A 250-nucleotide genomic window follows, 5' to 3' on the forward strand; every position below is an offset into this window, starting at 1 on the left:
CCTTCCAGCACCGGGCAGGCGTCAGTCCGTATACATCGCCTTACAGCTTCGCACGGACCTGTGTTTTTAGTAAACAGTCGCTTCTCCCTGGTCTCTGCGGCCACCACACACACATCAGACCGAAAAGGTCCTTCACATGGGTGGCCCCCCTTCTCCCGAAGTTACGGGGGCATTTTGCCGAGTTCCTTAACCACGATTCTCTCGATCACCTTAGTATTCTCTACCTGACTACCTGTGTCGGTTTCGGGTA

1 rRNA gene is annotated in these 250 nt (G+C 54.4%); it reads right to left on the reverse strand.

From position 1 onward, the window contains the following. Positions 1-250: ribosomal RNA gene (locus NQ034_RS16140) — 23S ribosomal RNA — on the reverse strand; the annotation flags it as partial.

This window comes from Brevibacterium moorei (assembly GCF_024580735.1).
Taxonomy (GTDB): domain Bacteria; phylum Actinomycetota; class Actinomycetes; order Actinomycetales; family Brevibacteriaceae; genus Brevibacterium; species Brevibacterium moorei.